Raw genomic sequence first — 22,117 nt, forward strand, 5'->3', positions numbered from 1 at the left:
AAAAAGGGCTTGCCCTCATAGCCTGAGGCTTTACATGCACGGAACTTAAATCTCCACTCAGCCAGCGAACGCCAGCCTCATGCCGAAAATTACCTATATCGAATACAACGGAACCGAACACACGATAGACGCCGAAGAAGGCGTCTCGGTGATGGAAGCAGCCGTCAAGAATATGGTCCCGGGTATTGATGCGGACTGCGGCGGCGCCTGCGCATGCGCCACATGCCATGTTTACGTTGACGAGACCTGGCGCGAGAAAACCGGCAAGCCGGAATCCATGGAAGAGTCTATGCTCGATTTCGCCGCCGAACCTAAAGAAAACTCTCGCCTTTCCTGTCAAATCAAGGTGACGAGCACTCTCGACGGCCTCATCGTGCGCCTGCCGGAATTTCAGGGCTGATCCGGTCCATTGTAGGCGGACTTGACGTCTGGGCCTTGGCGGCGTTTCATGAACAAATGCAGAACAATCAGCTCGCTTCAGACATAGCTCGTCCGGATCGGACAGTCGCGCTAACACGCGGCGTCACGCGTCTTTTTATCGATCTGGGCTTCAGTCCGCTTTGCGAATTTCGCCTCGCCAATGGCCGAAGGGCTGATGTGGCGGCGCTGGATCGGAAAGGGCGCCTAACCATCGCAGAGGTGAAATCCTGCCGCGCCGATTTCGATGTTGATGAAAAGTGGCCGGAATATCTTGAGTACTGCGATCAGTTTTATTTCGCCGTGGACCCGGCTTTTCCGCAGGACATCCTTCCAGAAACGGAAGGATTAATCATCGCAGATGAATATGGCGCCGCCATTTCACGCAACGCGGCCGAACGCCCGCTTGTGGCCGCGCGGCGCAAGGCCGTAACACTGCGCTTTGCCCGGCAGGCGGCGCAGCGCGCGCTACTAGCGCCTTGTGAAGCTTAGCTTTTATTGCGGCGTTACGCGCAGGACTTTTCCCTCCGGCGCACCACGGCGTTCTTCCGTCGTGACATAGATGGCGCCGTCAGGACCAACTCTGACTTCGCGAATTCGTTCACCAATGAGGTAGCGTTCTTCACCAACTTCTTCATTGCCGTCCAAAATCACGCGGTGAAGCGCTTCCCCGGAAGACGATGACATCGCGCCCACTAGCAAATCGCCATTCCAATCAGAAAAAAGCTCGCCCCGGTAAACCGCCAGACCTGACGGTGCTATGGACGGCGTCCAGTATTTAAAGGGCTGTCTTGTCCCTTCATACTCAGTAAACGGCGTAATTTTCGCGCCATTATAGTCAATGCCATAACTTGCAAGGGGCCAGCCGTAGTTGGCGCCCGGCTCTACAATATTGATTTCATCGCCGCCACGGGGACCGTGTTCATGCTCCCAGAGAATATCGCGCTCAGCGTCATAGGCGAGCCCTTGCGGATTACGGTGACCTTTTGAATAAAGCTCCGGCAACGCACCTTCACCAAAGTCCGGATTATCAGCCGGAATAGAGCCATCCTCATTGAGACGCAGGACGGCGCCAAAACTGCTCGACATGTCCTGAGCTTTCTCTTTGTAGCGCGAGCCCTCGCCGACAGAGACATAAAGCTTGCCATCGCCGCCCCAGACCATGCGGCCGCCAAAATGGTGACCGGTATCCTTTAGCGGCTTCGCATCATAGAGCACTTCAACATCATTCAATGATTGCCCATCGAACCTGGCGCGAGCAACCCGTGTAGCATTAGACCCTTCCGTACCGTGAGCATAAGCAAGATACAAAAGCCCGTTCTCTTCAAAGTTTGGATGCGGCAGAACATCATGTAGCCCGCCCTGATTATACGATAGCACCTCGGGGACGCCGGCGACGGGCGCATCAACAAGCTCACCATCACGTATGATGCGAAGACGTCCCTCACGCTCGCTCACAAGCATGGAGCCGTCCGGCAGAAACGCGATGGACCAGGGATTGACGAGGCCGTCCGCGAGCGTTTCAACGCTCAATGCAAGCTCGCCTTCCGGCGCCGGGGAAGCAAGCGTTTCTTGAAGCTCGGCATCGCCTCCGCCCTTCGCCTGCGAGGATGAAGCGACGCCATCTCCTGCAGAACAGGACATCAATGCCGCAACGCAACACGCACAAAGAAATTTTCGGCCTGCATCAACCATAAAAGCGCCCTCCGGACAGATAAAACTTCGCTCTCATGGGTAGGCGCTCTAGCTAATGGGGGTCAATATTGCGCAACATCAAAAAATCGCGCAGATCGTACTCTAAGGACGGCAAACAGGTGGCGCGCATGAGTATACTGAAAACAGCGATCGCATTTCTGGTGTCTTTAATCGCGACCTATGTGCTTGCAACAGGATTTTATACGCAACAGGTCATCGCCAAACAGGCTGCGATAGGCGCGGTTTATTCTCCACAGCAACAGCTTGACACCTTCATCTTAAATTTCACCGGATTGACCATTTATGGCGCGATCATCGCCATCATGCTGGCAGTCGCGTTTCTGGTCGCGTTTGGCGTCAAACGCGTTCTGAAACCGCTTTCGCCGATAGCTTATCCAGCAGCAGGTGCTGTTGGCATGCTGGCCATGCTGACGCTGGTCGAACAGCAACTCGGCGGGGGCGCAGGCATCATAGGCGGCGCGCGCGATGCGTTTGGCGTGTCATTGCAATGTCTTGCAGGCCTGATCGGCGGCATCATTTTCGCAAACTTACGCCCTCGCTAATCAACGAAAGAATTCAGACATGAAAGTCAACAGACTGAACAGAACTCTAGCTGTCGCTCTCGGCTTGTTCTCGGCGATAACTTCGGTTGCCGCGCAGCCAGCCTCAGACACTCTTCAGTCCATCATCGATGACCATTGGGCTTACAGGTTAGAGCAAAACCCTGTTTTCGCGACAACGCTTGGCGTTCGCGATTTTGATGATCAATTGGGATCGCCTTCTATTGAAACTTCGGAAAAACAATTCGCCAAAGCGCAAGAGTTTTTAGAACGGCTGGAAGCGCTCGATACTACGACGCTGACGGAAGACGAAAAAATAAACTACAAGCTCCTACTGCTCGACGTTCAAAATGATGTTGAAAGCGCTAAGTATGGCGGCAAATACCTACTCATCAACCATCGATGGGGGCCTCATCGAACCATTGTAAGCATGGCGAACCGCCTGCCTTTTTTCACCCAAACGGATTATGAAAGCTATCTGGCGCGGCTTGAAGACAGCCCGCGTTATTTAAGCGAAGCCGCAGAAACATTACGCGCGGGTGTTGCAGCAGGGTGGACGCAACCATGCGCCCCAATGGAAGGCGCTGAAAAAACTATCCTCTATCACATTGTCGATGATGTAGAAGACAGCGTTTTGATGAAACCATTCGAAACGCAACCATCGACTATCTCGAACAGCGACTGGAGGCGTATACGTAATCGCGCCGAAAACATTGTCGAAAGCGTTGTTATTCCTGCCTTCGCAACCTTCGCAGAATTTTATCAGGACGAGTACGCACCCGCCTGCAGAGAAAGCGTTGGCGCATCTTCATTTCCTAATGGCGAAGCGTACTACGAACATCGCGCCCGAGTGTACACAACAACCGATCAGGCCCCTGAGGATATTCACCAAATCGGGTTGCGAGAAGTAGCGCGCATCCGCTCCGAGATGGATAAAGTAATTGAACAATCCGGCTTTGATGGCGACTTTACGGAATTCCAGGAGTTCCTGCGTACTGATCCGCAATTTTACGCAAAGACAGCCGATGAACTGGTTGCTGTTACTTCAACTATTGCAAAAAAAGCAGACGGCGCATTGCCGTCTCTCTTCACGAAGTTTCCTCGCATGCCGTATACTGTCAAACCAGTCCCGGAAGACATCGCTGAGGGAACGACAACTGCGTACTATGAACGCCCGTCGGGAGATGGCAGCCGCGCTGGCGTTTACCGCATCAATACATCGCTGCTTGAACAACGCCCGCTTTTTGAACTGGAAGCTCTTTCACTGCACGAGGCTGTGCCTGGGCATCATTTCCAGGTTGCCCTTGCACAAGAATTGACGGTCCCAAATTTCCGTAGATATGGCGGTTTTACGGCATTTACCGAAGGATGGGGCCTTTACGCTGAAAGCTTAGGCCTTGATGCCGGGTTTTATCAGGACCCTTACTCGAATTTTGGCCGCCTCTCTTATGAGATGTGGCGGGCCAGCCGCCTCGTTGTGGATACAGGTCTGCACATGAAGGGCTGGACGAAACAACAGGCAATCGACTTTATGGCGTCTAATACCGCCCTGTCGCTCCACAACATTGAAGCTGAAGTAAACAGATACATTGTGAACCCGGGGCAAGCTTTGGCCTACAAGATGGGCGAATTGAAAATGCAGGAACTGCGAAAACGCGCGACGACAGCACTAGGACGAGATTTCGATTTGCGCCGATTCAACGACGCCCTCCTTGAAAACGGCGCCGTTCCCCTGTCTGTGCTTGAGGACAACATTGATACCTGGATCGCAGATGAACTGGGAAGGTAGGAACGCCTTGCTCAGATTGGTCTGAAGCTCTAGGCGTATCCGCCATGCAGGACGATCTCGCAACGCTCATACGCAATACTGCCGCGCAAGTGCGCGCGCGCGATTTTATATGGGCAATCGGCATCAGCGCAGGCGTGTGCGCGGCCTTGATCGCCTCAGGCCTTGCTGATTGGCGCCTGGCATTGGTGACATGGCTGGCGTTCATGGCCGCCCTGGCTGTTCGATACCGTTTTTCGTCCGGCCGCGTTTGGGCGGCGCCTGTTCAACGTATTGTCGAAACCGAGCTCAACGCACAGGAAGCGGAACTGGCGCGCCTCCGAATGGTGCATGGCGTTGCCCGAGTATTGCCGGAACCGTTATTTATTCTTGATGCAGACGGTATGGTCGAGCACGCCAACCCTGCGGCCCTCGACCTTGTTGGACTGACAGAAGTTACCGGACGTCATTTCGCCTCGGTGTTACGGGCGCCAAACGTCTTTGAAGCATCTGAAGCTGTCCTTTCAAGCCATGAGCCAGCAACAGTCGAATTTACGACCATTGGCGGCGTTGAACGCACCTGCCGTGCTTATATCGCACCGATCGAAACTGGCGCTCAACAAGATGGGAAAAACCGCACGCGCGTTCTTATATTCGTCAGGGATTTGACGACAGAACGCCGACTTGAGCAAATGCGCGCAGACTTTATCGCCAGCGCCAGCCATGAACTTAGAACGCCTTTGGCTTCAGTTATCGGTTTCATCGAAACACTGCGCGGCCATGCAAAAGACGATCCGGAGGCCCGGGAAAAGTTTTTGTCCGTGATGCAGTCGCAAGCGGAACGCATGCAACGCCTTGTGGCCGACCTGATGTCGCTGTCGCGGATTGAGTTGAATGAACATGTTCCGCCACGAGATCGCGTTGACCTTGCTGAGCTTTCACGTGACGTAATCGAAAGCTTAGCGCCGCTCTTTGAAGCCGCCGGCGCCATTGTTGATTTCGCGCAGGAAGACGGCGTAAATACTGAAATTCGCGCTGATCGCGATGAAGTTTTCCAAGCCATTCAAAACCTGATCGACAACGCGGTTAAATATGGCGGTGATCCCGCCATGGTTAAGATCAGTGTTGGACGAGGCGCTGCGCCGACGCCGTTTGCAGACGGTCCGCCGGCGCATCGTGCTGGTGATAGCGCAGAACAGGTAGCCGCGAGATTGGGTGTTGGCATCGACAATCTCATTTACGTGCAGGTACGTGATTTTGGGCCCGGCATAGAACGCGCTGACCTGCCGCGGCTGACAGAACGGTTTTATCGGGTCAATGTGGAACGCAGCCGCAAAAGCGGCGGCACAGGACTTGGGCTTGCCATCGTCAAGCACATCATGAACCGGCATAAAGGCGGTTTTCAGATCGAAAGCCGGCTTGCGGGCGGTACTGTCTTCGCATGTCATTTTCAGCAAGCGCCATAGTAAAAACAGGGCTTTAGGGCGCTTAGGCCTGAGGAAAATTTACAGGCGCAAAAAATGCGCCTAAAAGGGTCGGCCGACAAGAATTTGTCATAAAAAATGGGCATGTACACGATCCTTCAAGCCCCTATTGCACAGGCGAACTCAACAATGGCTACCGCGGCCCCGCAATCTTCTTATCAGGCGCGTCTCGCCCTCGAAACGGCGCTTTCCCGTATGGCGGCGCAAGTGGAGAGCCAGCTTGCGAAAGCCGTCACCGCATTTGAACGCCGAGACTTGCCGGCTGCGGAAGCCATTATCGCCGCTGACGCGCGTATCGACGCCCTTGACGACCAAATCGAATTCCAGGTCATGGAACTGTTGAAAACAGGCCCTCTCCCTGAGGAGGCGCTGCGCGAAGTCATGACTATCGGCAAATTGGCTGGCGAACTGGAACGGGTTGGGGATCTCGCCAAGAACGTCGCTAAGAGAACGCTCGTGGTTAGCCTTGAGGCGCCGGCGCGTCCGACATCTGGCGTTGCCCGCATGGGGCGGGCAAGCCTTAGACAATTTTCCGACATTTTAAATGCCTATGCAGCCCGCAATCTCGATGCGGCACGGGCCGTATGGGGCGGTGACGACGAGCTTGATGAGCTCTACAACTCGATCTTCGAAGAAATTCTGCTCGCCATGATGGACGACCCGGCGCGCGTAAACGCCTGCACCCATCTCGTGTTTACAGCCAAGAATTTTGAACGAGTGGGCGATCACGCAACAAATATCGCCGAGGCGCTGCATTTTCTGGTGACCGGCTCGCGGCTGATGGAGCAGCGCCCTAAAGGCGATAAGACCTCGACAACGATTGTATCTCCGCCTAAGCAGTCCGGAACGGCTGGCGGGTAACACGGGACACAACGGAATGCCTGCGACGAAAGTTCTTATCGTCGAAGACGAAGATGCTCTGTCTACGCTTCTTGAATACAATCTCGCCAAGGAGAAATTCGAGGTGGCGCTCGCCATGGATGGCGAGGAAGGCCTTTTAAAGGTTGAAGAATTCGGCCCTGACATCATCATCCTGGACTGGATGCTGCCGAAAGTATCCGGGATTGAGGTTTGTCGTCGGGTCCGGTCAAAATCAGAAACCCGGAACATTCCCATCATCATGCTCACCGCCCGCTCAGAAGAAGCGGACCGCATCAGAGGCCTGGAAACCGGCGCCGACGATTATTTGACCAAACCGTTCTCTACGAACGAGCTGATCGCGCGGGTGAAAGCGATCCTGCGCCGGATTAGGCCTGGACTCGCTGATGATACGGTTACTGTCGGCGATATCAGCATCGACCGCGTTTCCCACAAGGTGACGCGTGGCGGCAAGGATATTCACCTCGGGCCCACTGAGTTTCGATTGCTCGATCATTTGATTCAGCACCCGGGGCGCGTTTTTTCCCGTGAGCAATTGCTGAACGCCGTTTGGGGATCGGACGTCTTCGTTGAAGTCCGTACGGTTGATGTTCATATCGGCCGGCTGAGAAAAGCGCTCAACAAATACAAACAGGGCGATGCAATCAGAACCGTTCGTTCGGCCGGATACGCTCTTGATATGCGATAATAAAAACCCGCCTTTCGGCGGGTTTTCTTGTTTTATACCAATTTAGAAAAGTTATCCTGCTGCGCGGCGCCGTTCGAGTTGCGCAGCAGGCCGTCTGACTTCAGTCCGATCACGGCGCTGCGGCGGTTGAAACGCCATCCGGGCATGATGCGAGCAATATGACTTTCCAACCATGGCGGGCTGACCGCAAAAGTGGAAATCATCTTTCGCCGGGTCACCGATTGGCCACTTGCACATATTGTTCTTGATCGTATTGACCGTGGTTTTATCACCAGAATCCAAAACCAGCGGCGCGATGCTGTCCGGCTCTGGAATAACGGGCCGCAACTCAGCGCGCTCGGGTTTCACGACGGTCTCTTCTTTCCTGACCGCAGTAGGAGCACAGCCGCGCTGAGGCTTTGCTGGCGTCGCGCGACCAGAAAGCCCTAATCGATGCACTTTCCCGATGACCGCGTTCCTTGTAACGCCGCCCATTTTGTTCGCGATTTGGGCGGCCGAGAGCCCCTCCGCCCACAAGGTCTTCAAAAGCTCCACCCGCTCATCTGTCCAAGCCATTTCGACCATCTCCTTCGTATCTATCGGGATTGCGCCTGCCGCATGGATGTGCTTCACAATATTTTGTGCCGTGAATATCCGCTGTCCCTACAGCGTCTAAATATAGTATCCAATAAGATCAGAAACACAACATGGCGCCTAAACAAATTTTTGCCCACCATATGTTGATAACCCGTCAGGCTTGACGGATGCCCATCAGCGGGCACACATCGTTGCATTGCAGCAACCGGAAATTGTCATGTCTGTCATCGACACCGCCCAACCCGTTGGTCATGAGCCGTCATCAAAAAGCGCCGACGCCAATTTCGGCGCACGCCGTTTCGGACGCGTGAACTGGCTTGGCCTTTGGACCCTTTATGCAAAGGAAGTCCGGCGGTTCCTGAAAGTTATTTTCCAGACCGTTGTTGCGCCGGTTATCTCAACGCTCCTGTTCCTGATCGTCTTTACGCAGGCTTTTGCAGACTCGCGCCCCGACATTAACGGCGTGCCGTTTGTTGAGTTTCTCGCGCCAGGCCTGATCATGATGGCGGTACTGACGAATGCATTCACAAACTCCGCGTCATCATTGATCATTTCAAAAGTTCAAGGATCAATTGTCGATGTGCTGATGCCGCCGCTTTCAGCAGCGGAAATCGCTGTTGCGTTTATTGCCGGGGCGGCGACGCGCGGGCTTCTGGTCGGCTTTGTGACTGCTGTCACTTGTGCATCTTTCATGTTCGCCATCGGGACGCCAATGCAAGTCCAAGCTGTATCGGCAATACTGTACTTTTCTCTTATCGCTGCGATTATTTTCGCCGCGATTGGCGTCATCGGTGGGATATGGGCGGACAAGTTTGATCAGATGGCCGCCGTAACGAACTTTGTGATCACACCGCTGACATTTTTGTCGGGCACGTTCTATTCGATAGAGCGCCTGCCCGAACCATTTCGCACGATCAGCCATTACAACCCAGTCTATTATATGATTGACGGTTTCCGCTCAGGGTTTACCGGCGTGGCCGAAGCGCCAATGAGCATCGGTATTGGAATCACGGTTTTTTTCGCAATACTATTTTCCGCTATCGCGTATCTGATGCTCCGGACTGGGTATAAAATCAAAGAATAGATGACTGACGAAGCGTACCCTGAAGATCTAATTGTGCCCTTTCAAGTGGCCGATACCGCTGTGCGCGGACGAATTGTCAGGCTCGCCGGCGCCATAGATGACATCCTGGACGCGCACGCATTTCCTGATCCCGTTTCCGAACTCGTTGGTGAAACAGTCGCGCTCGTCGCCATGATGGGCGCAGCGCTGAAATTTGACGGAAAACTGATTTTTCAAGCGCAGGGTGACGGCATTACACCGCTCGTCGTTGCTGATTATTCCGCCAACGGCACAGTACGGGCAACCGCAAAGGTCAATGATGCGGCCGTTGCGTTAAACACGGCAACACCCCGCCAGCTTCTCGGCGCCGGATCGATCGTGATGACCATAGATCAAGGATCGGACATGGACCGCTACCAGGGCGTCACGCCAATCGAAGGGGAAACGCTTGCGGAAGCGGCAGTCGCTTACTTTGATCAGTCCGAACAGATCCCTACAGCCATAAAACTTGCAGTCGGGAAGGTATCGAAACCCGGCGAATCTGAAACCTGGCGCGCCGGCGGTGTGATGGCGCAATTTGTTCCTGGCGAAGGCGGGATCAGGGAACGTGGCGAAGCCGCCCTGCAAACCGCTGACGAGCGCGAAATCTGGGATCGTGCCGCTGCCTTTCTCGAAACAGTGCAAGCAGATGAACTGCTGGATCCTTCCATTAGTGCCGAGACTTTACTCTATAGGCTGTTTCACGAGGATGGTGTTCGCGTTTTTGACCCGCTGCCGGTACGCCATGAATGCAGTTGCAATCAGGAAAAAATCACCGCCGTCTTGTCGAGATATTCGAAGGAAGACTTAAGCGACATGGTGGAGGACGGCGCCATTACGGTTTCTTGTGAGTTCTGCCGCAAAGATTATAAATTCTCCCCTGATGGCGCACCACAAGCGGACCAACATCGATGAAAAAGAAACGCTTCAAAAAAGAATTGGAAGACCTTGAGTTTGAGCTCGCAAAACTCCAGGAAACGGTTTCCCGAAAAGGGTTGAAGCTCGCCATTGTCTTTGAGGGGCGCGATGCAGCAGGCAAGGGCGGCGCCATAAAAACCATCATGCGCCGTATGAATGCGCGCATCTGGCGCATCGCCGCTTTACCCAAACCATCCGATCGCGAACGCACGCAATGGTATTTCGAACGCTATGTTGCGCACCTGCCGGCGGGCGGAGAAATCGTTCTTTTTGACCGCTCATGGTACAATCGAGCCGTGATTGAACCGGTGATGGGTTTTTGCTCGCCGGAAGAACATGAAACTTTCATGCGCGAAGTTCCCATGTTTGAAAAGATGCTTATCGACAGCGGCTTGATCCTCATAAAATTCTGGATCCACGTTTCGCCCGAGGAACAGGAAGCGCGCTTTCAGGATCGCGCTACCGATCCGCGCAAACGCTGGAAACTTTCACCGATTGACTTGAAAGCCCGAGATCTGTGGATCGAGTTCACGCGTTATCGTGACAAAATGTTTGAACGAACTTCCACGCAAGACGCGCCATGGCTTGTGGTTGATGGTAACGACAAGGAAAAAGCGCGGCTCAATATTATCCGGGCGATCCTCGACCGCGTTCCTTACGAATTCAACAAAGACGCTTTTGATCCTATAACACTGCCGCCGCGCCCGAAGATTGAAGATAGTGACTATAAAGAACCGGCTCTTGACGCCCTTAATTGTGTCAAAGATTACTATCCGGACAGCTAAACAGGCGCTTTTCCCAACTTGGAACCAATTCCATTGCCTTCTGTTACCTTAAAAACAGGAGGACTATGTCATGAAAGCGAAAGCAATGATTGCTGCGCTAGCATTGGCCACTGCAGGCTGTGCAACAGGCGCTTATGGGCCCGTATATGAACGCGCAAGCTCACAATATGATGACGGGTATTCTGAAACGCGCATCGACGACAATCGTTACCGCGTACAATATCGCGTTGACAATGGTGACTTACGCCTCGCTCAGGACTGGGCGTTGCGCCGCGCTGCTGAACTAACACTCAGCCAGCGCTATGACTGGTTTCAGGTCATCAGCCGTAACCGCATGTTCCGCGATGATGACTTTGATCGTTATGAGTCTTTCCGTACATACAACGACCGATATAACGATTACCCACGATATGACTCCCGCTATGACGATGAAGCAGTCGCAGTCGTTGAGATTGTGATGGGCAACAACCCGCCGCCGCGAAGCGCCAGCGTTTACGACGCACGTGATGCGCTGGATTACACCCGCGGACGGACACGATATTAACTTTCCAACCAGTGAGTCAAAGTTCGGGAGCGTGCGGATTTTTGCTCGCGCGCTCCCACATTTTTACATCGCGCATCCAGCGCCCGTACCCGGACACCATAGCGAGCGCAAAACCATAGACGCCGCCGCGAAAATATTGCTGCAGAAAATACTTCTTTGAAAAATATACAGGCAGGCCGAATAGAATTCTCAAGGCGAGATACGGTTTCGATTTTAACGGCAGGGCTTGTGCACGCACTGAGGAATTGCGGTTCACCTTGGCAATGAATTGCTCTGCGCCGGTAAAAGCGTGGTGCAGAATCGGCTCATTTAACCTGCCCAAATTAACGCCCGATGGAATATCGAATTGATCCCAAGCTTTATGCGACGGCGCACGAACGACGCGGCGATCGTAAAGTTTATGGCGCTTCTGCAGACCGAAATCACGCCAGGGCCTGCCCACCGGGGGCGCCAGCGCCAATGGCGTCATATAGATTTTTTGTTCCGGCTCGCCATTACGGAACTTCGCGGCAATCTCCGCAGCTAATGCCGAAGAGATAAGCTCGTCGGCGTCAAGATCTAACAGCCAGTCATTGGCGCAAGCATCTTCCGCCAGCCGTTTTTGATGACCGTTGCCAAGCCATTCATGATGGATAACCCGCGCGCCGGCGTCTTCTGCGATCTCAATCGTCCGGTCCGTCGAGCCGGAATCGATGACGATGACTTCCTGTACGACCTGCAACGCAGCGCGCACTACCTCACCGATCATCCGCTCTTCATTGAGGGTGCGAATATAGGCGGAAATAGGAGGTTTCAAATTAGAAGCAGTCATGCAATGGCAAGTAGCCTAATCCGCAGCCCGCCGGAAGGTGCTGTCTATTGTATGGGAAATCGCCAAACGCCATCGACCAATTCCGCATACCAACAGCGGTAATGGTTCGAAGGCGTGTCAAGCCATATGTCGCCTTCCCGTTTTGGCCAGTCCGAGTCTGCGCACTCCTCAACTAAACAAATGCACGCCCCTCCGACAGCATCGATCTCGGCACCGTCAAGCATTTCTGAGTCTGCACGGTATGTATATACGAAATCAGGCAAAATGTTTTCCTCATCAAAGACTGAAGATTGCTCTTGAAACGCTTCGCTTATGGCCGAGACAGTTTCATCGTCTGGAATTCCCAACGGATCGATACCGTAAGCATTAATGACACCACCAACGGTCGGTCGACGGAAATGTGTCTTGATTATTCTTGCTTGCTCAAGCTCCGACGCACGATCAGTGCACATAACAATAATATCATCTTGCAAAGAAGTACCTGTGCATGATGCATCATACACTGCTTCTATGGTGGATGTCGTAAACCTAGCCAGTGTTTCATAAGCGCCTTCAACAGAGAAATGAGCCCCATACGCATACTGAGCAAATCTTTCTGGGGCCATCCTCTCCTGATCACTGTGGAAAGAAACTCGCATGCAGTGACTACCAGGATCGCCAGGTTTGCTAACGTGTTCTTCCCTTTCACAAAACTCGCACGTATATGAAATACACTCATCAAAGGTGCCAGTAACCCGCACAACCTTGCCGTCCCATGTCCGGGGATTTTTCTGAATTTCAGAAATTGACGTTTCTATGGGCCCAGAGACCTGCGGCGTAACGCAGGCCCCCGAGGCGAAGAGCATGACAAAGAAAGTGGCTTTTTTCATTCGCAGTAACGCTTCAATTGTTAACCAGCCCGCACCTCCGTGATCCACGCATTCACAGTCTCTTCAAGGATGGCCATCGGCACTGGACCGTCTTTCAGAATAACGTCATGAAATGCACGAATGTCGAAATTATCGCCAAGCGCCGCTTCGGCGCGCCCGCGAAGTTCAAGAATTTTTATCATGCCTATCTTATACGCTGTCGCTTGACCGGGCATGACTACATATCGCTCAATCGCATTGATGCAGTCCCCTTCGGGGTTGGGCGTGTTTTCGAGAAGATAATCAATCGCCTCTTCGCGAGTCCATTTTTTATGATGTATGCCTGTATCAACGACGAGTCGCGCTGCCCGCCAAAGCTCCATGGCAAGGCGTCCAAAGTCCGAATATGGATCTTCGTAAAGCCCCATTTCCTTTGGGATAAACTCTGAATAAAGCCCCCACCCTTCGGAATAAGCAGTGAACCCGCCAAATTTCCTGAAGCTCGGGACATCTTCCAGCTCCTGAGCAATTGCGATCTGCATATGATGGCCCGGAATGCCTTCGTGATAGGCGAGCGCTTCCATCTGATATGTCGGCATGTTCGCGGTGTTGTAGAGATTGGCGTAGAAGATGCCTGGGCGAGAGCCGTTCGGCGCAGGACGCTGATAGAAACCTTTGCCGGCAGCTTGCTCGCGGAATGGTTCAACACGGCGCACTTCCAACTCGGCCTTTGGGAAAGTGTAGAAAAGCTCATCGAGTCGCTCGCGCATATTATCGATAATCGCCGTCGCTTCCGCGAGATAAGCTGCCCTGCCTTCGTCCGTGTTGGGATAAGAAAACCGACCGTCCGGATCGGTTCTGAGATAAACAAAGAAGTCCTGAAGGCTGCCTTCAAAACCGACGTTTTCCTTGATGGCGTTCATTTCAGCATGGATGCGATCGATTTCCGACAGACCGAGATTGTGTATCTCCTCGGCGCCCATATTCGTTGTCGTCATCGCCTCTAGCTGAAGCGCGTAATATTCGTCGCCGTCTGGCAATTTCCAAGCACCGTCATCATTGGAGACTATCGCCGTCTGCTCTTCAAACATAGCGATGAGGGATTCGTAGGCAGGCTTTACGGAATTTTCCAGCGCCGCAACACCACGCACCATGAGGGCTTCTTTTTCCTCGTCCGAAATATCAAGGCCGCCGATTTTTCTCTCAAGATCAGCCATCATCGCTGACGGCTCAGTGCTGTCATCAAACGGCGCTCCGGAAATAATATTCCGTGAAGTGACGATCATCTTTTCAAAAGACCATTTAGGAGGAAATATGCCGTCTTCATATTGCTGCCGGGCGATGCCCTCGTGCTGCGCTAAATATTCCTGAACCCCTTCCAGTCTTGCGATATAGGCCTGCGCATCTTCGAGACTATCGACCCGGTGATTATTCGCCATGAAGGTAGGTACGCTCGTGTGTGGCCCGCGGAAGTGGCTGAACTGGTACCAATGATTGCGGAAGGGAAAGCGGCGATCGGCCATCTCACCCTCATACTCCGCGAGACGATAAGAGAGCTGCGCCGAAGGATCGAGGTTTTCTATATCAAAACGTTGACGCATTTCCGCCAGCGCCGCCATTTCCAGGCGGTGCGATTCCTGCTCGAATTCGTCTGTCGCCGTGTTCCACTGATCATAATTTGTCTTTCGCCCAAGGAACGTTTGGGTCTGGGGCGAGCGCGCCACCTGCCGTTCAAACTCATCTTCGAACCATTGATTGATGGCTTGGCTCTGGTTCTCACCAGCTTCCTCCTCTGACGGCGTGACGGGAGTGTTGGCGCCGGCTGTGGTGGTTCCGCTATCGCATGCCGCCGCCAGCGAAATCACCGCCGCGGACATATAAACCAGGTTCCGTAGCGTAACGGTCATATTACCTTCTCCGTTTGTTGGATAGCTTTGCCCCGATGGCTTGCGGGCAGGCTAGGAAATTTACCGTGACACTGCAACTCTCACGATTTGGTATGTCATTGCCTCCCCGCACAACCAAGCACTCGATAACCACATTACTGTCTTGTTAGGTCATTCTGATGAGCGACCTCTAAAAGTTAGGCCTGACGTCAGCAATGACAGGCGTCTTGCCAACCCGCTATAACGTTATTCCTTTAGTCAAATGCGAAACTAAACGGCGCCGCAAAGCGTCTGTATTCGTCAATTATCAAGCGCCGCTCAAGGGGCGGGTGTGCTCGCGCCGCGCAAGCCGGCCTCGAACATAACCGGCAAGTAACGCCGATCTCGGCGTGCGCCACTGCATCTGGCGTTCTGTGCTGCGCGTAGATCAATCGATCAGCATACTTACTGTCACATCCGAGCGCGACAGCGCGTTCAGCGCTCTGCGCACCAAACCCACCCACACCGCCATGGACAGTTCGTGCAATTGAAAAATACGTGCCGCCGTCAGGTAGCTGTACGAATTGAGTGAGAATCTTGCGCGGCGTTCGAAAAGTTTGGTGTATATTCCAGATAGGGCATGAACCACCGTACCGCGCAAACGGAAAAACGCCGCCTGAGAACCGTTTTGAAACATTGCCCGCCGCATCAAAGCGCAAGAAGAAAAACGGGATGCCTTCCTCACCTGTTTTTTGCAACGTTGTTAATCGGTGGCAGACTTGCTCAAAACTGGCGCCGAAACGCCGGCCTAGCGCCTCAACATCATACTGAAGCTCTTCCGCAGATCGGCGAAACTTGCCATAGGGCAGCATGATCGCGGCGGCGTAATAATTTGCAAGCGCTGCGCGCGTTAGTCGTTTGCCGGCATCTGTTTCAAATGCAGCGCGGCTTACCGCCTCATCAAGCAATTCCTCGCCCTCAAGCAGAGCAAGTTGCAACGACAGTTGAAACACACGACTTGCATGATCCAGTAACTCAGAAACCATGACCTGCTTTCGGTGGCGGTCATTTCTTCTGTAGGCGCCAACCATGATGTCGTCAGGAAGAACGCGAACCTTCAGACCGTGCCGATCCTGAAACCGTTGGGCCAGCGCTTCATATTGGCCGGTTTTTTTTGCGCCCAGCGCGATAGCGGTTTCCTCACCAGCCTGATCCAGTGCGGGAAAGTAATTCCGTTCTCGGCTAATGAATTCACGCGCCTCTTCCAGCGGGTCATTTGCAACATCGCCGCCCGCCCGCGCCTCCATGACAGCGTTTTGACTCGCGCGATATGCACCGTATAGGGCTGCGACCGCATCCCCAAGCGCAGGGTTCGTCGCTGTCAGGTCACGAATATCTTCGCGTTCGATTGAAAAGTTTGAAAAAACCGGATCGCCAAGGGCGGCCTGAAGTTGCGAAACGGTCCGATCCTCAGCGCCCGCGAAAGCGGCAATTTCGATGTCATAGATTTCCGCCAGGCGGATCAGCAGTTCCGCAGACAAAGGACGGTGGTTTCGCTCTATGAGCGCAATGTAGGATGCAGATACATCCAGATCTTTCGCCATAGCCGCTTGCGTTAGCCCTAGCCCGCGCCTCAACCGGCGCAACCTGGGCCCTAAAAACGTGCTTCGGTCCGTACTCATGAATATTCTACCCGTTTGTAATATTCTTTACATATTTACACTGAAAATTCGTAAATATATACACCTGCACGCTTTCGCAGCTGCGGCATCTGCTTAATCGGCATAGTTATTGGCCTAGTCACAGTTTTTAATCAGGACCAACACAATGCCTTTTGAAGATTTTCCAACGACTTCTCTTCAACCTGCCAAAAGCTTTCCGGGGATTGACGCAGAGGCCGTCTCCCGCATGCGTGCGCAAAACCGCTTTCCTACCGGTCTTGATATCGCGAAATATTGCGCCAGGATCATGCGAGACGACATGGCCGCCTATGACGCCGACCCGGCCGCATACACGCAGTCCCTTGGATGCTGGCACGGATTTGTCGCTCAGCAAAAGATGATCTCCATCAAGAAACACTTTGGCGCGACCAAAGGAAGATATCTTTACCTTTCAGGCTGGATGGTTGCCGCATTGCGTTCCGAATTCGGGCCACTTCCCGACCAGTCTATGCACGAAAAAACGTCTGTGCCCGCCCTGATCGAAGAACTATACACATTCATTAAGCAGGCCGATGCGCGTGAGCTAGGACTTTTATTCCGAGATCTCGATGCGGCCCGCGCTGCGAACGACAGCGCGAAACAGACTGAGATTCAAAGCAAGATCGATAATTATCAGACTCATGTGGTGCCGATTATCGCCGATATCGACGCCGGTTTCGGCAACGCGGAAGCAACCTACCTTCTTGCAAAGAAAATGATCGAAGCCGGCGCATGCGCCCTTCAGATTGAAAACCAGGTTTCGGATGAAAAACAGTGTGGCCATCAGGACGGCAAGGTTACCGTTCCACACGAAGACTTCCTCGCGAAGATTCGCGCTTGCCGCTACGCTTTTCTCGAACTTGGCGTTGAAGACGGTGTTATCGTCGCTCGCACGGACTCACTTGGCGCCGGCCTCACCAAACAGATCGCATACAGCGAAAAGCCGGGCGATCTTGGCGATCAGTATAATTCTTTCCTAGATTGCGACGAGGTTTCTGCCGACGACATCGGCAACGGTGACGTGCTGATCACCCGCGATGGCAAGCTGATGCGTCCAAAACGCTTGCGCTCAAACCTTTTCCAGTTCCGTAAGGGCACCGGCGAAGACCGCTGCGTTCTTGATTGCATCACCTCGCTGCAGCATGGCGCGGACCTGTTGTGGATCGAGACAGAGAAACCACACGTTGAACAGATCGCCGGGATGGTCGATCGCGTTCGCGAGGCAGTGCCGAATGCAAAGCTTGTCTACAACAACTCACCGTCATTCAACTGGACGTTGAATTTCCGCCAGCAGGTTTTCGACGCCTGGAAGCAGGATGGAAAAGACGTCTCAGCCTATGATCGCGATAAACTGATGAGCGTTGAGTATGACGATACAGCGCTGGCGCTGGAAGCTGACAAGAAAATTCAGTCGTTCCAGCGTGACGCATCGAAGCGCGCCAGCATTTTCCATCATTTGATCACGCTGCCGACCTATCACACGGCGGCGCTTTCAACGGACAACCTCGCCAAGCGCTATTTCGGCGAAGACGCCATGCTTGGCTACGTCAAGAACGTGCAGCGCGAGGAAATCCGCCAAGCCGTCGCCTGCGTCAAACACCAGAACATGGCGGGCTCGGATATTGGCGATGATCACAAGGGGTATTTCGCCGGTGAAGCGGCCCTGAAAGCCGGCGGCAAAGACAACACAATGAACCAGTTTGGTTAAGACCTGGTTTGGGCGGTTAACGTCAACCATGCGTTGAACGTTTTCACCAAAACCGCTCAAGCCTTGGGCGCTTTTTACAGGGAGGAAGCGCCGCATTGAACGCCGCTGCAAACTTCGGTTTGTGGCGGCGTTTTTATTTATCGTCGCGCACTTTAACCGCAGTATCGGGGAAATCAGTGAAAACGCCGTCAATACCCAAAGAGAAAAACAGTTCATACTCCTGGGCTATTTCATCAACCAGATCACCCATTGTGAGGTTACCTTCTGACCTTTCGTCGGCATGATCCAATACAGTGGAATTTGAGCCGTTTAGCTGAACCGTGCCTTCGATTGTATAAGGTATATTTTCATTTCGCACATCATCCCTAAATGTCCATGTATGCACTACAAGACTTAACATATGCGCTTCAGTAAGAAGCTCAGCCGATTCTCCGGCTCGATTAAAAACAATATCCTTAGCAGGGCCAAACCCATCCGCATATTCGACAATCTCCGCCAGCGGAATATTCGGACCGGCGCCCGGCGTTTCCTCATAGACAAGCTGCACCAGTTTAGCGTCGGTTTTGCCATTCAGCCGCTTCAGAATTTCCGGCTCAAATGACTGGATGAAAACCGGACCGGCATCGAAAGTATCAAGCGCCGCCAGCAGCGGTTCTTCGAAGTCCATGCCGATGCTTTCAAAGTAACCCGGATGCTTCGTTTCCGGATAAACGCCCACAGGCCGGCTGATATCAGCAGCGCGCATTGAAACATGCGAAAGCATCTCTTTAAATGTTGGAATCTCATAGAGGTCGTCGAACTCTTTTGATCGGCCGGGAAAAGGTTGTCTGGCGCGTAAGGTTTTGAGCTCCGCTAAAGTAAAATCCTCAACCCACCAGTCATCACGCGCCTCGCCGTTCGGATCAGCGTTTGGCTTTTTACGATCTGCAAATTCAGGATGATCGGAGACGTTCGTCGTCGTTGATAGATACCTGTCGTGGCGCGCCACCAGCACACCGTCCTTGGTGAAGACAAGATCGGGCTCGATCACGTCGGCTCCCTGTTCGATAGCGAGGTCATAGGCCTCTATCGTATGCTCGGGCAGATAGCCGCTGGCGCCGCGATGCGCGATCACCAAGGGCGACGACCCGTCAAGCGTCGCCCACTTCATTTCAGAATTTTCCGCTTCGTTGTCAGCGCTTTGATTGGCGCAAGCACCGGCTATCAACAACACTACTAAAATGACAGGTATTTGCAGATAATTCATGATCGTCCCTCTCTCGTCCCGGAAAACATTGCGCACGAGAAACAGAGCCGATCAAGACCCTAGCGGCGGCGCCTTCCTTCCGGCCGGCCACCTCCAGCTTGACCGCTTTGCGGGCGCTGGCCGCCTTGCCCGGCACGATCGCCTACAGGCGGCACGAACTCATCCAGGGAAATTTTCGTGAACCCTGCCGCTTCTTTGCGCGCGCGCTGCAGCTCATTTTGATCAAGCGCTGCATGTAACTTTTCCAGCACGACCGGACCGACAGGCTGCAACCCATAGGTTTCACGCACGCCATTCGCGTCGTAAATCTCCGCCCATGTCATTGCACTGAGCGGATCGACGGCCACATGAGAGACGGCGTATGCGGGAACGCCGCTCAAAACTTGCGTCAGTTTCAATTGCGCTCGTGGATCGCCCGCCCAAGCGGCGCGCTTTAACCAGAAAAGCCCTTCTTCGCGGAATAGCACTGTTTCCTGCGCGCCAGCCCCCTCCATTTCCATGAGGCAAGCGCCAAGTTCATACTGCGCGATTTCGTAGCCTTCCCCGTAGCTTGCAACGATACGATAGGTCGGAGCCGCCTTCGCACAACCCTGCCGCCCCTGCACAGTGCGCGCCTTTGCCAATAGTGAAGATGGCTGCTGGATACTTGCGCTTGGCCTTTGACCTTGGCCAGGTCCGCGCTTGCCGGAACCAGCGCACGCAGCCGCGCATAAGGCGAGACTGATCAAAAGAACGGATCGTGCAAACATCGAAAAACTCTCTTTTTGCCAGGAAAATACAATAAGTGCTGTTTTTCAACGCACGGCTATATGAAATCCGTCGAAAATTTTTTCGATTTTTCTGCAACGGAACATGAAAAACACAGCGTTTAATGATCGGGTTTGGGGAAACGCGATGCTCGGCGCCCAGAGCGCGCGCGGAACCAGACCCAAACGCCCTCCCGCGCGCCCTCGAGGTTGATTATCCCCCTTGTAACCAACTCTTTCGGGGGCGCGCTCCTCTTTATTCCATCGTCAAAACCGCTGCATAAGCCTCAATGCCGTAGAAAAGATTGCCAAGGCGAATGTTTTCGTCAGCGGCGTGCTGATTGTTGTCATAATTCGCAATCGGCAGGATCACGATTGGCGCATCCGAACTGACTTCAAACATATAAAGCGGCAATGAGCCGCCGAGACTTGGCGTTAAAATAAGATCTTCCGCAGCAACGCGCAGCGCGCCAATCAACGGTGCTATACGCTCATCACTCATATTGCTTCTCACAGCAGGATAGCCATCTCTGCGCGTTATCTTTGCGATCAACGGATATTCTGTACGTGTCGCTGCATCCGGCTCTTCGCGGACAATATGATAGCCCTGTTTTTTGATATGAGCTTCCACAAGATCAAGCATTGCTTGCGGGTCATTGCCTTTCACCAGACGCACACCAATTGCCGCTGTCGCACTGGGGGGAATGACATTGCGCGCCGCCGGCCCTACTTCGGCGCTTTTCAACCCGAGCAGGTTTAGTGCGGGGATAAGCATACGTTCGCCCAATAACGCGTTGTCGTCTTCTGATTCAGCAAGGCCAAATGTCTCACGCAAGAGATCATCGACAGGCGGCGCCGCGGCGATCGCCTCACGTTCAGCATCCGAAACCGGCGCTGAGGATTTGTAAAAATCCTTGATACGCACACGCCCCTTTTCGTCTTTCATGGTTGCAAGCAACTGGGTCAAGCGCCAGCCTGGACCCGGAGCCCAGTTGCCATAATGACCGCTGTGCAGACCACGGTTAGGGCCATAGACGGTCAGTTCGAGCCCGGTGACGCCGCGCACGCCAAAAACAAGCTGCGGAAGTCCGCTTTGGTGGGTTGGCCCGTCGCAAAACAGCCAGAGGTCAATATCTGAAAACTTGCCGGCGTAGGTGCTCAAAAAATCGTCAAGATGGTCCGACCCAGCTTCCTCTTCACCATCAAAGACAAGCTTGATATTGGATGAAAATCCGATGCCAGCCTCATCTAGCGCATCAATAGCGGCGAGCAGCGCTGGTATCGGCGCTTTGTCGTCACTCGCGGAACGCGCGTAAAGACGCCAGTCTTCATCTATCTCATCGCCATCCTCAGGGAGCGGAATAACTTCGCCGCCATCGGTCATCGCCGCTGAATATAGCGTCGCCTCATACGGCCCATGGGTCCAGTTCGCTGCTTCCACCGGCTGGCCGTCATAGTGTACGTAAATTGCAATGGTGCGCGTCGCGCCCGGCGCCTCGCGTAGCCCATAGATCAACGGCGGTGAGCCTTCGACTTCCAGAAGCTCCATCTCAAAGCCGCGCTCGGAAAACAAGCCTGAAATATATTCGGCGTTACGTCTAATGTTTGGCGCATCTTTCGCATCGTTCGGTAACGACAACAGGTGCGCAAATCCGCGCACAATCTCCGCCCCATGAGCTTCGCGCCATTCCCGCGCCGTCTCGACCGCGGTCTCGATTTGCGGTTGCGCCGCAACATGCTGAACGCTTAACGAAAGCGCCGCTATTCCAGCCATCAAATA

General features: G+C 53.6%; 21 protein-coding genes. 12 read left to right on the forward strand and 9 right to left on the reverse strand.

The genetic code is table 11. From position 1 onward, the window contains the following. Positions 1–79 precede the first annotated feature (79 nt). Both PUV54_RS05200 and PUV54_RS05205 read left to right on the forward strand, forming a co-directional pair. The gene (locus PUV54_RS05200) at positions 80–400 is read left to right on the forward strand and encodes a 2Fe-2S iron-sulfur cluster-binding protein (protein WP_274494521.1); all 321 of its coding nucleotides are present in this window, start codon (positions 80–82) and stop codon (positions 398–400) included. Positions 401–456: 56 nt separating this feature from the next. Then, positions 457–909 (forward strand): MmcB family DNA repair protein, encoded by a 453-nt coding sequence (locus tag PUV54_RS05205; protein ID WP_274494522.1) that lies wholly within the window; start codon positions 457–459, stop codon positions 907–909. 3 nt (positions 910–912) lie between these two features. On the opposite strand, the gene PUV54_RS05210 is transcribed toward PUV54_RS05205, so the two are convergent. Then, the gene (locus PUV54_RS05210) at positions 913–2,112 is read right to left on the reverse strand and encodes a PQQ-dependent sugar dehydrogenase (RefSeq protein WP_274494523.1); all 1,200 of its coding nucleotides are present in this window, start codon (positions 2,110–2,112) and stop codon (positions 913–915) included. Positions 2,113–2,240: 128 nt separating this feature from the next. Between PUV54_RS05210 and PUV54_RS05215 the strand changes: the two genes are divergently transcribed. The 5 genes from PUV54_RS05215 to phoB all read left to right on the forward strand — a co-directional run bounded on the left by PUV54_RS05215 (position 2,241) and on the right by phoB (position 7,488). Next, positions 2,241–2,675, forward strand: coding sequence for a hypothetical protein (locus PUV54_RS05215; protein ID WP_274494524.1), 435 nt, complete (start codon positions 2,241–2,243; stop codon positions 2,673–2,675). A gap of 19 nt (positions 2,676–2,694) precedes the next feature. Next, the gene (locus PUV54_RS05220) at positions 2,695–4,461 is read left to right on the forward strand and encodes a DUF885 domain-containing protein (protein ID WP_274494525.1); all 1,767 of its coding nucleotides are present in this window, start codon (positions 2,695–2,697) and stop codon (positions 4,459–4,461) included. A 44-nt stretch (positions 4,462–4,505) separates the two neighbouring features. Beyond that, on the forward strand, positions 4,506–5,903 hold the full coding sequence (locus PUV54_RS05225; protein ID WP_274494526.1) for an ATP-binding protein: 1,398 nt from the start codon (positions 4,506–4,508) through the stop codon (positions 5,901–5,903). Between the two features lie 147 nt (positions 5,904–6,050). Continuing rightward, positions 6,051–6,782: a phosphate signaling complex protein PhoU gene (gene phoU / locus PUV54_RS05230; protein ID WP_274494527.1), complete on the forward strand. Its 732-nt coding sequence runs from the start codon at positions 6,051–6,053 to the stop codon at positions 6,780–6,782. Between the two features lie 16 nt (positions 6,783–6,798). After that, entirely contained in the window at positions 6,799–7,488 is a 690-nt protein-coding gene (gene phoB, locus PUV54_RS05235) for a phosphate regulon transcriptional regulator PhoB (RefSeq protein ID WP_274494528.1), read from the forward strand. Between the two features lie 51 nt (positions 7,489–7,539). Here the strand turns inward: phoB and PUV54_RS05240 are convergent, their stop codons facing one another. Next, positions 7,540–8,043 carry a GcrA family cell cycle regulator gene (locus PUV54_RS05240; protein ID WP_274494530.1) on the reverse strand — a complete coding sequence of 168 codons (504 nt, stop codon included), beginning with the start codon at positions 8,041–8,043 and terminating at the stop codon, positions 7,540–7,542. A gap of 238 nt (positions 8,044–8,281) precedes the next feature. Here PUV54_RS05240 and PUV54_RS05245 point away from each other — a divergent pair, with 238 nt between their 5' ends. The 4 genes from PUV54_RS05245 to PUV54_RS05260 all read left to right on the forward strand — a co-directional run bounded on the left by PUV54_RS05245 (position 8,282) and on the right by PUV54_RS05260 (position 11,413). Continuing rightward, a complete protein-coding gene (locus tag PUV54_RS05245; RefSeq protein WP_274494532.1) occupies positions 8,282–9,148 on the forward strand; it encodes an ABC transporter permease in 867 nt (288 codons plus the stop codon). Beyond that, on the forward strand, positions 9,149–10,081 hold the full coding sequence (locus PUV54_RS05250; protein ID WP_274494534.1) for an Hsp33 family molecular chaperone: 933 nt from the start codon (positions 9,149–9,151) through the stop codon (positions 10,079–10,081). Beyond that, entirely contained in the window at positions 10,078–10,869 is a 792-nt protein-coding gene (gene ppk2 / locus PUV54_RS05255) for a polyphosphate kinase 2 (protein WP_274494535.1), read from the forward strand. Before PUV54_RS05250 ends, ppk2 begins: the two co-directional genes overlap by 4 nt. Positions 10,870–10,939: 70 nt before the next feature. Continuing rightward, positions 10,940–11,413: a CC0125/CC1285 family lipoprotein gene (locus PUV54_RS05260; RefSeq protein WP_274494536.1), complete on the forward strand. Its 474-nt coding sequence runs from the start codon at positions 10,940–10,942 to the stop codon at positions 11,411–11,413. Positions 11,414–11,429: 16 nt separating this feature from the next. Here the strand turns inward: PUV54_RS05260 and PUV54_RS05265 are convergent, their stop codons facing one another. From PUV54_RS05265 to PUV54_RS05280, 4 genes are all read right to left on the reverse strand, one after another. Next, positions 11,430–12,224: a glycosyltransferase family 2 protein gene (locus PUV54_RS05265; RefSeq protein ID WP_274494537.1), complete on the reverse strand. Its 795-nt coding sequence runs from the start codon at positions 12,222–12,224 to the stop codon at positions 11,430–11,432. Positions 12,225–12,268: 44 nt separating this feature from the next. Further along, entirely contained in the window at positions 12,269–13,093 is an 825-nt protein-coding gene (locus tag PUV54_RS05270; protein ID WP_274494538.1) for a hypothetical protein, read from the reverse strand. A gap of 20 nt (positions 13,094–13,113) precedes the next feature. Next, positions 13,114–14,979, reverse strand: coding sequence for a DUF885 domain-containing protein (locus PUV54_RS05275; RefSeq protein WP_274494539.1), 1,866 nt, complete (start codon positions 14,977–14,979; stop codon positions 13,114–13,116). Between the two features lie 233 nt (positions 14,980–15,212). Continuing rightward, entirely contained in the window at positions 15,213–16,619 is a 1,407-nt protein-coding gene (locus PUV54_RS05280) for a helix-turn-helix domain-containing protein (RefSeq protein WP_274494540.1), read from the reverse strand. Positions 16,620–16,764: 145 nt separating this feature from the next. On the opposite strand from PUV54_RS05280, the gene PUV54_RS05285 reads away from it, so the two are divergent. Then, positions 16,765–18,345 carry an isocitrate lyase gene (locus PUV54_RS05285; protein WP_274494541.1) on the forward strand — a complete coding sequence of 527 codons (1,581 nt, stop codon included), beginning with the start codon at positions 16,765–16,767 and terminating at the stop codon, positions 18,343–18,345. A gap of 133 nt (positions 18,346–18,478) precedes the next feature. Here PUV54_RS05285 and PUV54_RS05290 read toward each other — a convergent pair whose 3' ends face one another. The 3 genes from PUV54_RS05290 to PUV54_RS05300 all read right to left on the reverse strand — a co-directional run bounded on the left by PUV54_RS05290 (position 18,479) and on the right by PUV54_RS05300 (position 22,111). Beyond that, entirely contained in the window at positions 18,479–19,591 is a 1,113-nt protein-coding gene (locus PUV54_RS05290) for a glycerophosphodiester phosphodiesterase family protein (protein WP_274494542.1), read from the reverse strand. A gap of 59 nt (positions 19,592–19,650) precedes the next feature. Further along, positions 19,651–20,340 (reverse strand): hypothetical protein, encoded by a 690-nt coding sequence (locus PUV54_RS05295; protein ID WP_274494543.1) that lies wholly within the window; start codon positions 20,338–20,340, stop codon positions 19,651–19,653. Positions 20,341–20,593: 253 nt separating this feature from the next. Then, positions 20,594–22,111 carry a M20/M25/M40 family metallo-hydrolase gene (locus PUV54_RS05300; RefSeq protein ID WP_274494544.1) on the reverse strand — a complete coding sequence of 506 codons (1,518 nt, stop codon included), beginning with the start codon at positions 22,109–22,111 and terminating at the stop codon, positions 20,594–20,596. Positions 22,112–22,117: the final 6 nt, after the last annotated feature.

Source organism: Hyphococcus flavus, assembly GCF_028748065.1.
In the GTDB taxonomy this organism is placed as follows: Bacteria; Pseudomonadota; Alphaproteobacteria; order Caulobacterales; family Parvularculaceae; genus Hyphococcus; species Hyphococcus flavus.

Excerpts from the sequence above, each read along its gene's own strand:
- PUV54_RS05200 (WP_274494521.1), top strand. The coding sequence starts at position 80 with ATGCCGAAAATTACCTATATCGAATACAACGGAACCGAACACACGATA.
- PUV54_RS05205 (WP_274494522.1), top strand. The coding sequence starts at position 457 with ATGCAGAACAATCAGCTCGCTTCAGACATAGCTCGTCCGGATCGGACA.
- PUV54_RS05210 (WP_274494523.1), bottom strand. The coding sequence starts at position 2,112 with ATGGTTGATGCAGGCCGAAAATTTCTTTGTGCGTGTTGCGTTGCGGCA.
- PUV54_RS05215 (WP_274494524.1), top strand. The coding sequence starts at position 2,241 with ATGAGTATACTGAAAACAGCGATCGCATTTCTGGTGTCTTTAATCGCG.
- PUV54_RS05220 (WP_274494525.1), top strand. The coding sequence starts at position 2,695 with ATGAAAGTCAACAGACTGAACAGAACTCTAGCTGTCGCTCTCGGCTTG.
- PUV54_RS05225 (WP_274494526.1), top strand. The coding sequence starts at position 4,506 with ATGCAGGACGATCTCGCAACGCTCATACGCAATACTGCCGCGCAAGTG.
- phoU (WP_274494527.1), top strand. The coding sequence starts at position 6,051 with ATGGCTACCGCGGCCCCGCAATCTTCTTATCAGGCGCGTCTCGCCCTC.
- phoB (WP_274494528.1), top strand. The coding sequence starts at position 6,799 with ATGCCTGCGACGAAAGTTCTTATCGTCGAAGACGAAGATGCTCTGTCT.
- PUV54_RS05240 (WP_274494530.1), bottom strand. The coding sequence starts at position 8,043 with ATGGCTTGGACAGATGAGCGGGTGGAGCTTTTGAAGACCTTGTGGGCG.
- PUV54_RS05245 (WP_274494532.1), top strand. The coding sequence starts at position 8,282 with ATGTCTGTCATCGACACCGCCCAACCCGTTGGTCATGAGCCGTCATCA.
- PUV54_RS05250 (WP_274494534.1), top strand. The coding sequence starts at position 9,149 with ATGACTGACGAAGCGTACCCTGAAGATCTAATTGTGCCCTTTCAAGTG.
- ppk2 (WP_274494535.1), top strand. The coding sequence starts at position 10,078 with ATGAAAAAGAAACGCTTCAAAAAAGAATTGGAAGACCTTGAGTTTGAG.
- PUV54_RS05260 (WP_274494536.1), top strand. The coding sequence starts at position 10,940 with ATGAAAGCGAAAGCAATGATTGCTGCGCTAGCATTGGCCACTGCAGGC.
- PUV54_RS05265 (WP_274494537.1), bottom strand. The coding sequence starts at position 12,224 with ATGACTGCTTCTAATTTGAAACCTCCTATTTCCGCCTATATTCGCACC.
- PUV54_RS05270 (WP_274494538.1), bottom strand. The coding sequence starts at position 13,093 with ATGAAAAAAGCCACTTTCTTTGTCATGCTCTTCGCCTCGGGGGCCTGC.
- PUV54_RS05275 (WP_274494539.1), bottom strand. The coding sequence starts at position 14,979 with ATGACCGTTACGCTACGGAACCTGGTTTATATGTCCGCGGCGGTGATT.
- PUV54_RS05280 (WP_274494540.1), bottom strand. The coding sequence starts at position 16,619 with ATGAGTACGGACCGAAGCACGTTTTTAGGGCCCAGGTTGCGCCGGTTG.
- PUV54_RS05285 (WP_274494541.1), top strand. The coding sequence starts at position 16,765 with ATGCCTTTTGAAGATTTTCCAACGACTTCTCTTCAACCTGCCAAAAGC.
- PUV54_RS05290 (WP_274494542.1), bottom strand. The coding sequence starts at position 19,591 with ATGAATTATCTGCAAATACCTGTCATTTTAGTAGTGTTGTTGATAGCC.
- PUV54_RS05295 (WP_274494543.1), bottom strand. The coding sequence starts at position 20,340 with ATGTTTGCACGATCCGTTCTTTTGATCAGTCTCGCCTTATGCGCGGCT.
- PUV54_RS05300 (WP_274494544.1), bottom strand. The coding sequence starts at position 22,111 with ATGGCTGGAATAGCGGCGCTTTCGTTAAGCGTTCAGCATGTTGCGGCG.